We start from the raw sequence: 9,462 nt of genomic DNA, 5'->3' as shown, positions 1-9,462 counted from the left end.
CTGGAGTGAAACAAAGAGCGATTCCCAGGAATCCGACGTACAGGAACAGCCACTCCAGAAGACGCTTTTTCTTTCCTCGATACAGATAATCGGCTGCAAGTTGCCTACGCCGCCCGAATTCGGTTTCTCCTGCATCGAGCACTTAAGAACTCCGAATCTGAATGTGCTTGCTTGGACGCCACTCTCCCGGATGAATTGTCGGGGTAGATCTGGGCGAACCAGTGCGTCTAGTCAAACTTCCAATCTCGGTGGATTCGACTCACCGAATGTTGCAATTCTGCGATTCTCCTCCGGCGAATTCCAGAGAAGGACGAGGAAAATCGCTGCTTGTATCAACACCGACTCTCAAAAATGCCCTGACGGATGCATTTGCATCTGATTATTGGATCGATCATGATGGCTCCTCCATCCGGCTGATCTCCTGATCGGCCTGAAGCCCTGCCGAATGTCTGGAGCCCGCCAATGCTATTCCGTCTGTTGCTGGCTTTACTGGTTTCCACTGTCTACGGAATGAAGCCGGTCTTCTCTGCGGACGCTCTGTCAGTCATCCCCCGCGAAGTCGTTCTCAAAGGCAATTTCGCTCAGACTCAGTTGCTGGTTACCCATCCGGGCGCCGAAGCCACGCGCGCAGCAGACCTGACTTCTCAAGCGGAGTTCGCCACTTCCAACGAGCAGGTGGTCGTCGTGACGGCGGCGGGACGTGTCATTCCGCGGGGCGATGGCACGGCGACCATCACGGTCAAAGTGGGTGAACTGGTCCAGTCGGTCAATGTCGTCGTCACCGACGTTGTGGCAGAGCCGGTGGTTAACTATCTCGAACAGGTCCGACCGGCACTCTACAAGGCCGGCTGCAACATGGGTGCCTGTCACGCAGCCCAGCATGGACAGGGTGGATTTAAACTGTCTGTCTTCGGCTTTGATCCCGCCGAAGATCGAACCGCAATGGTGCGTGAAGCCGTTGGCCGGCGAGTCAATCTACTGGAGCCGACAGCGAGTCTGCTGCTGCAGAAACCGACCATGGAAGTCCCGCATGGGGGAGGACGCCGGCTGGATCGGGGATCCCGCGACTATGAAATGCTCGTCGCCTGGATCCGCGGGGGGGCTCCCGGCCCCGGTACGGAGCGCCCCGTGTCACGGTTGATTGTGACCCCCGCCCAGCGAAATGGCGAACCGGGCCTGACACAGCAGTTGCGAGTAGAAGCGGTTTACTCCGACGGCCAGACACGCGACGTCACCCCCTGGGCCAAGTTCGATTCGATGGACGAAGGGCTCGTCAATGTCTCTCGCGAAGGATTCTGCACCGTCACCGGACGAGGCCAGGCCCCGGTCATGGTCCGCTTTGAAGGCCAGGCCGAAATCGCGATGTTCGTGATTCCCTACGGTCCCCCGGCCCAGCTTGAAGGCTGGGTCGACCATAACGCGATCGATACCCTTGCCGCGAATAAGTTCCGGGAACTGGGGATTGAACCCTCACCGCTTTGCGACGACACGACTTTTCTGCGCCGCATCTTCCTGGACGCCACGGGCACCTTACCGACGCGGGCCGAGATTGAAGAGTTCCTGGCCAGCGCGAACGATACGACATCCGTCCTTGAGCGACGGACGCACTGGATTGATCGTGTCCTGGGTCTGGTTGATTCGCCACGCAGGGGACTCTACACCGAACGCTATGCCGCCTACTGGACACTGAAGTGGTCCGACCTGCTCCGTAACAGCAGCCGTGAACTGCAGGAAACGGGAATGTGGGCCCTGCATAACTGGATCAAGGGGGCCTTTCGGGCCAACGTCCCGTTTGACAAATTTGTCTCGGAACTGGTGCAGGGAAAGGGTTCGAGTTACTCCAATGGCCCCGCCAATTATTTCATCGTGAACAGCACCCCGCAGGTGCTGGCCGAGTCGACGTCCCAACTGTTTCTGGGAACGCGACTGACGTGTGCGCAGTGTCATCATCACCCGTTTGAAAAATACAGCCAGGACGACTACTACAGCTTTGCCGCGTTCTTTGCACGCACCGGCCTGAAGTCGAGCCAGGAATTCGGTTTGTTCGGACTCGAACGGGTCGTCGTGATTCGCACGGGAGGTGAAGTCCATCAACCACGCACGGGACAGCGAATGGCTCCCAAGCCGCTCGACGCCGGACCGGTGGATCATCCGCTCGATCGGCGCATCGCTCTGGCCCAGTGGATGACCTCACCAAAGAATGCCGCGTTCTCTCGCGCGACCGTCAATCGCTACGTCGGCTTTCTGCTGGGACGGGGACTCGTGGAACCCGTGGATGATCTGCGAGCTTCCAATCCCCCCACCAACCCGGCCCTGCTCCAGTTACTGGCCGACGATTTCGTCGCACACAACTTCGATCTCAAGCACCTGATCCGAACCATCATGGTATCCCGGCTTTATCAACTCGATTCCCAGCCCACGCCCCAAAACGTCGCGGATTCCCGCTTCTACAGTCACTTCGAAGTCAAACGTCTGGCGGCCGAGCCCCTGCTGGACGCCATCGACGACGCTGCAGGGACACAGACCAAGTTTCAGAGTCTGCCACTGGGGACCCGAGCGATCGAAATCCCTGATGCCGAGTATCCCGACTATTTCCTCAACACGTTCGCCAAACCACGCCGTGTGAGTGTCTGTGAATGCGAACGATCACCGGACGCCAATCTGGCTCAGGCGCTGCATACTCTCAATGGGGATGTCATTGCCACAAAGATTTCGGCCAGCACGGGACGAGTTGAAAAATTGCTGAGCGAGAAAAAGTCGCACGCGGAGATCGTGACCGACCTGTATTTCGCCACATTGAGTCGCCCACCGTCGTCCGCAGAACTCAGTGCGGCCGAAAGCCTGCTGACAGAATACACGACGCCGAAAGAATGCTACGAAGACCTCCTCTGGGCCCTGATCAACTCGAAAGGATTTTTGTTCGTTCGCTAGAACGTCGCCGTTCCAGTCGTGTCCGCACTTTGTTCGACTCAAGACAGCGTTCGAAGCAAGACAGCAGAAGGGCTCGAAGAGAGCGAAATCGCAGGTACGATACTCTTCGGGAGTGTCATGCAGCACTTGATAACAGCGTTCCTGACAGAGCATGAAGAAAACTCTGTCGCATCGCAGGGGAGATTAACCTGATGGAATATCGACAACTGGGCGGCTCGGGTTTCAAGGTGCCGGTACTGAGCCTGGGGACAGGAACCTTTGGGGGTGGCGGCCCGCTGTTCAAAGCCTGGGGGGCGACCGATGTCGCCGAAGCCCGACAGCTTGTTGACATCTGCCTTGCCGCCGACCTGACCATGTTCGACACGGCCGATGTCTACTCACAAGGGATGGCGGAAGAAATCCTGGGTGAGGCGATCAAGGGTCGACGAGACAAGGTCATCATTTCGACCAAGGGGACGTTTCGCACGGGTGTCGGCCCCAATAACCTGGGATCCTCGCGGCAATATCTGATCCGGGCCGTTGAAGCGAGCCTCAAGCGACTGGGGACCGATTACATCGACCTGTATCAGCTTCACGGCTTCGACGCGATCACCCCCATTGATGAAGTCCTGCAAACGCTCGACGGATTGGTCAAAGCCGGAAAAATTCGCTACATCGGCTGCTCGAACTTTTCCGGCTGGCATCTGATGAAGTCTCTGGCCCTCTCAGAAAAATACGGCCTCACCCGATACGTGGCTCATCAGGCCTACTACTCGCTGGTCGGTCGCGACTACGAATGGGAACTGATGCCGCTTGCTCTCGATCAGAAGGTCGGAGCGGTCGTCTGGAGTCCCCTCGGTTGGGGACGCCTCACCGGAAAAATCCGTCGAGGAAATCCGCTCCCCGCATCCAGCCGACTCACCAGCAAAGTCGCGCTCGACGCCGGACCGCAGGTGCCCGAGGAATATCTCTACACGGTCGTCGACGCACTGCAGGAAGTCGCGAATGAAACGGGAAAAACAATCCCACAGATCGCACTCAACTGGCTGCTTCAGCGCCCCACGGTCGCCACGATCATCGTCGGCGCACGAAACGAAGAACAACTGAAGGAGAATCTCGGTGCTGTCGGCTGGAACCTGACCCAGGAGCAGGTCGCGCGACTCGACTCCGCCAGCCAGACACCGCTGGCCTATCCTTACTGGCATCAGCGCGGATTTGCGGAACGAAATCCACCTCCCGTGTAAGCGCAACGGTATAATATCCCGGGAGCACTGTCTGGTTTAGCAAGCCCGGCAGTGCTCTACTTCCCGTATCAAGGAGATGAAAAAGGGAGCTAGGGAAAGCCCGCCCCGCCTCGCCCGCAACCGATTGACAGCTCCCGGTCGGTTCGATGACAGGTCATGTTGACCATGAGGAGCTGTCCCGTAACCCGCCAACGTCCTGCCTGAACGATGCTTGCTTTTACCTCACCAAAAACTTGAAATTTGACACCCCAAAACTTTCGACTTTCAAGTCTGAAACCGCGTTGTGAACATGAGAGCACGCAAACTCAGGTCATTTAGACGGAAATGCCCCAACCTGCCTGAACAATATACGAACCGCTGCCAGTTTCCGGATTCCGAACAACAGATCAGTGACTCTTGATCCCCATTGTTGCCTGGAATGCCGATAAACTATGATTGTGATTGGCTTGCTTTTGTTTTGATCGACTGCGGAGACACTACCTGTGAACCATCCACCCTATTCCGACCATCACCGCAATGTCGGGGAGTTGACTGCCACACGCCGGGGATTTCTGGGTGCCACAGGAGGCGTCGCGGCAACAGCGCTCTGGTCAGGACTTTCTCAGGCGGCCCTCGCACAGCCGGAAGCATTCGGCAAAGCCAAGTCTGTGATCATGATTTTCAACTGCGGTGGTCCCAGTCACATCGATTTGTGGGATCCGAAGCCGAACGCGGGTGACTCGGTCCGGGGACCGTTCCAGACGATTGATACGAATGTGCCGGGCATCCACGTGACGGAAATGCTTCCGCGCATGGCCAAAATGGTCGACAAGCTCGCCATCCTGCGGACCGTCAACCACACGCAGGCGGGACACAACTCGGGAATGTACTATTCGACGGTCGGACGGCCCTACCGGATCGACAGCACCCTGATCAACCCCAGCCCCGCCGACCACCCCAGTCTGGGAACCCTCGTCGGCTGGCTGGCGCGACGTGACGGCTACAGCAGCGGCATTCCGCCGTATGTCATCGCGCCGTACCCTCACTGCGACAGTACCGTCTACATCACCCCCGGCCAGTATGGTGGCTGCCTCGGCATGCATTACGATCCGCTGGTGCTCGACGCCGATCCGAACGACAAAGACTTCAAGGTGCGCAACCTGAAGCTTGACCCCAGCCTCACCCCCGACAAGTTCCGGGAACGATTGAGCCTGCTGAATCAGATGAACCAGAAGGGGATCGCGATCGCCTCCCCCTCGGCTACGGACATCGACCTCTATCAGTCCCAGGCCGCGAGTATCGTCTCGACCGACAAGGCGTCGGAAGCGTTTGATCTCTCGAAAGAGACCACAGAACTGCGAGACCGCTATGGTCGTCACACCTGGGGACAGTCTCACCTGCTCGCACGGCGGCTGGTGGAATCCGGCGTCCGCTTCGTCTCGGCCGTCAACGGTCGCAGCATCATCTGGGACACCCACCTGAATAACTTTGACCGGATGAAAAAGAGCCTCGTTCCACCGATGGAACAGGCCTATGCGACGCTGCTGGAAGACCTGGAAGATCGAGGTCTGCTCGACACCACCCTCGTCATCTGGACCGGTGACTTCGGCCGAACCCCCATCATCAACAAAGACGCCGGACGGGACCACTGGCCGCAATGCTACACCGTCGTGCTGGCGGGGGCAGGAATTCGTGGAGGGCAAGTCGTGGGTGAATCGGACAAGACCGGTGCCTTCCCCCACTCACGCCCCATCTCACCTGCCGACATCAACGCCACTGTCTTCACAGCGATGGGCTACGACCCGCGTTCGATCACGTACAGGATGCTGGACGGCCGCCCCATCCCCCTCTCGGAAGGGACGCCAATCCGGGAAGTCCTCTAACGCTGAGTGGTGCTCGAACGCTGAGCGGATCAAGCGATCCATTGATTGCTCCGACAGCAGGCAATTGATTTGCTGATTTATGGATGCGATTCACTGGTAAGAGCCAGTTCGATAACGCCGCCGTGCGCTCTCGAACCAGAACATCCCGCGACGAATTGGGAACCGGTACTCCGACCGCTCATCGAGTGCACTCCCCCGTGATTCGCAGGGTTTTCACAACCGAAGACTCACCCCCTAAACCCCGTTTTCAACTCGAATAATAGTGAGCATGCCACTGTATGACCGTCTTCGGTCATGCAGTGCCCTGTCTCACAGCCAGGAAAGAAGCACTGCTTCTACGAAGACTCCGAAGCAGTGGCATCAGCCCAACGATTAAACTTTGACAGGTGACCGCGCTGTCTTGAATAACAACGACAATGCCACTGAATGACCGTCCGCGGTCATGCAGTGCCCTGTCAGACAGCCAGGAAAGAAATCACTGCTTCTACGACGACTTCGAAGCAGTGGCATCAGCCCAACGATCAAACCTGGACGTGCACTAATTGGTTTTAGGCTGTCGCCACTGATCCAGTGCCACGGCGATGATGATGATGATCCCCAGCAGCATGTCCTGAATGGGATTCGTCACCCCCAGCGCTGTACAGCCACTGGTAATCGCCGACATGATCAGGGCTCCGGTCAGCGTCCCCAGGACGGAAGCGCGAGCCCCCTTCAGGCTGCCGCCGCCAATGATCACCGAGGCAATCACCTTGAGTTCCAGCCCCAGCCCCGAGGTCGGATTGCCAACCGACAAACGGGAAAACTGGCACAGCCCCGCGATCCCTGCGAACAGCCCCCCCAGCACATAGATCGCAATCTTGTTGCGGCGAACATCGATCCCACACAGGCGGGCTGTCGCTTCGTTGGAACCAATCGCGAAGACATATCGCCCGAAGACGGTGAAGTGCAACACAGCCGCCAGGATCGCCGTCAGCACCAGCGTCCACCAGATCCCGACGGGCAATCCGTAGACCAGCGCCGTCGGACGGTTGCTGAGGAGATTCTGTAGCCAGACGGGCACCTGCGACGCGATGTCAGGCCGAACCGTGGTATTGTCGGCCACCCACTTCGCCCATCCGAGATAGATCTGCATCGTGCCTAATGTCACGATGAACGGAACCATCTTCAGATAACTGATCAGCAGGCCATTGATCAGTCCGCACAGACAACCCGTGCCAATGCCGATGAACAGAGACAACCAGGGGGTCCAGGGTGACCAGCGGACAGATGCCGCAGTGACTGTTTCGCGAAGTGACGTGAGCGATTCGATCCTCGATTTCGCCTCAGCGACGACCGCGTCTTCTTTCGCTCGTTTGAGATCGTCTTCCGCCACTTTCAGCTTCTGGTTCACTCCCGCCAGATTCTCACCCACGGCCAGCCGCAAAGCCAGATCTTCCTTTAAGCTCCAGGCAAGCATCGTAGCGGCGAGCGCAATCGCGGTTCCGACCGACAGATCGATGCCACCGGCGATGATCACCACGGTCATCCCCAGTGCGGCGACAGCGACAATCGCGGTTTGAGTCGCGACGTTTCGCATATTCTGTTCGGTCGCAAACATGGCCTTGGGACCATGCGTCCATCGGTCGGCAATGGTGAACAGCAGGATCACCGCAAATAGAGCAAGAAAAGGTCGCAGGAGACTGACAATCCAGTTCCACGAACTTCCGACCACGGAACTGGAAGCACTCAGTTGACTGGCCATGTTACAGTAATTTCCCCAATTGCACGTGATGACCTACTTCGAGACGGGCCGCTTCGGATCCTTCAGCAGCGGCAGCGAGACCCGTTTTCCGGTCCAGGCCGACTGATAGATCGCCAGCACAATCTCTACAGCCTTCCGCCCTTCCTCCCCGGTGATCTTCGGCTTTTGACCAAGCTGAATGGCCTTCATGAAATCCTTGATCTGTTCCATATGCCCCAGGCAGCTGATCGCCTTGGGATCGCTCGCTCCCCCCTGGCTTTCCTGACGGTTCATCAGCTTGTCTGTAATGGCTCGATCTTTGGGCTTGGGCTTTTCGAACTTCCACAGCAGGACATCATCCTGTTCGACAATCACCGATCCCGCCGTTCCATGGATTTCCGTCTTCTTCAGCAATCCGGGCCAGGCAGTCGTGCTCGCGGTGATCGTCCCGACAGCGCCGTTCTTGAACTTCAACGCGGCAACACCGACATCTTCCACTTCGATGCGGTCATGCCCCAACGTGGAAGTGACGGCGCTCACTTCACTGACCTCCCCCATCAACCAGTACAGCAGATCGACGTTGTGGATCGCCTGGTTCATGTAGGCCCCCCCGCCGTCCAGGTTCCACGTTCCTCGCCAGCCCGTCTTGACGGGAGTCTTGGCTCCCTTCGGTTGAGGGCCGTCGTAGTATTCCTGTGACCGCCACCACTTGACGAACGTATCTCCCAGCACCAGCTTGCCGAATCGTCCCTCGGAAATCGCTTCTTTCAGAGCGATGTTGGCGGGACTGAAGCGGGACTGGAAGATCGGGCAGAGCATCACGCCGTTCCGCCGGCAGGCTTCCAGAATGGTGTCGCATCGCTTGAGCGTAATCTCCATCGGCTTTTCGATGACGATATGCTTTTTGGCTTCGGCCGCTTTGACGGCCGGTTCCATGTGAGCCCCGCTGGGCGTACAGATTGAAACAATCTGAATCGCCGGATCCGCCAGCATCTCGTCCAGGTCGTAGTACGCCTTCACGCCGGGATAACTGGCGGCAAAGGCGTCTGCCGAAGCCGGAGTCTGACTGTAGCACCCAACGAGCTTTGTCCCCTTAATCCGCTTGATCGCTTCGGCATGGAAATTCGCAATCATTCCACAACCGATTATCCCGAATCCGACTTGAGACATGATGAGCCTTAATCTGGGTGCAGTATGCCCCATGCGTCATCAGCCAGAGACGGGGTTGAGCCAGGATTGTGCGGGCATGCTCGACAGATCGGCGTCAAATCCCGAGGCACATCACAATTCCCATCGCCCAACGCCGCCCGCTCAAGGACAAGATCACGCACGGAGGTTTGGTGGAGCCCCCGATTCTACCGCCCTCGTGCTCCGAGTTCGATCGTCCCGATCAGGTTTCCCCGTAAGCGAATCATTTCCAGGCCGCAGGCCAGCCAACACCGTGCAGCCCAATGAATGGGATCCGCATTGGATAGCCCCGGTTGACGCGTCCCTTGTCATTACCCACAAATTTTACAAACAATTGTAAAATTTATGATGTGGATGCACTGAAAGTCGAGTGTCGTAACCACGGAATTCCCAGTTATTTACGACTGAGCGCTGTGGATGATTTTGCTCAGGCACTGTGATTGCTAGGTAGGGTGGACGTCGCCAAGAGTTTGCAGGGCGGCCATCGAGTCGCCTCACGAGGAGCGCGCGAATCGCCATCCTTCTGTGGGGCTGACCG

5 protein-coding genes are annotated in these 9,462 nt (G+C 57.8%); 3 read left to right on the top strand and 2 right to left on the bottom strand.

Annotated elements, in window-relative coordinates:
* Window positions 1-462 precede the first annotated feature (462 nt).
* The 3 genes from VGE80_RS11745 to VGE80_RS11735 all read left to right on the top strand — a co-directional run bounded on the left by VGE80_RS11745 (window position 463) and on the right by VGE80_RS11735 (window position 6,016).
* Window positions 463-2,931, top strand: coding sequence for a DUF1553 domain-containing protein (locus VGE80_RS11745; protein WP_440592801.1), 2,469 nt, complete (start codon window positions 463-465; stop codon window positions 2,929-2,931).
* A gap of 191 nt (window positions 2,932-3,122) precedes the next feature.
* Window positions 3,123-4,154 carry an aldo/keto reductase gene (locus tag VGE80_RS11740; protein ID WP_440592800.1) on the top strand — a complete coding sequence of 344 codons (1,032 nt, stop codon included), beginning with the start codon at window positions 3,123-3,125 and terminating at the stop codon, window positions 4,152-4,154.
* Between the two features lie 482 nt (window positions 4,155-4,636).
* Window positions 4,637-6,016 (top strand): DUF1501 domain-containing protein, encoded by a 1,380-nt coding sequence (locus VGE80_RS11735; RefSeq protein ID WP_440592799.1) that lies wholly within the window; start codon window positions 4,637-4,639, stop codon window positions 6,014-6,016.
* A gap of 538 nt (window positions 6,017-6,554) precedes the next feature.
* On the opposite strand, the gene VGE80_RS11730 is transcribed toward VGE80_RS11735, so the two are convergent.
* Together VGE80_RS11730 and VGE80_RS11725 are read right to left on the bottom strand one after the other, a co-directional pair.
* Window positions 6,555-7,757: an ABC transporter permease gene (locus VGE80_RS11730; protein WP_397568807.1), complete on the bottom strand. Its 1,203-nt coding sequence runs from the start codon at window positions 7,755-7,757 to the stop codon at window positions 6,555-6,557.
* A gap of 33 nt (window positions 7,758-7,790) precedes the next feature.
* Complete coding sequence (locus VGE80_RS11725) at window positions 7,791-8,906, bottom strand: Gfo/Idh/MocA family protein (protein ID WP_440592798.1); 1,116 nt, start codon at window positions 8,904-8,906, stop codon at window positions 7,791-7,793.
* Window positions 8,907-9,462 lie beyond the last annotated feature (556 nt).

It is taken from the genome of Schlesneria sp. (assembly GCF_036405755.1).
In the GTDB taxonomy this organism is placed as follows: Bacteria; Planctomycetota; Planctomycetia; order Planctomycetales; family Planctomycetaceae; genus Schlesneria; species Schlesneria sphaerica.
The sequence above is the reverse complement of the archived record's forward strand: the minus strand, read 5'-3'. Positions and strand labels throughout refer to the sequence as shown.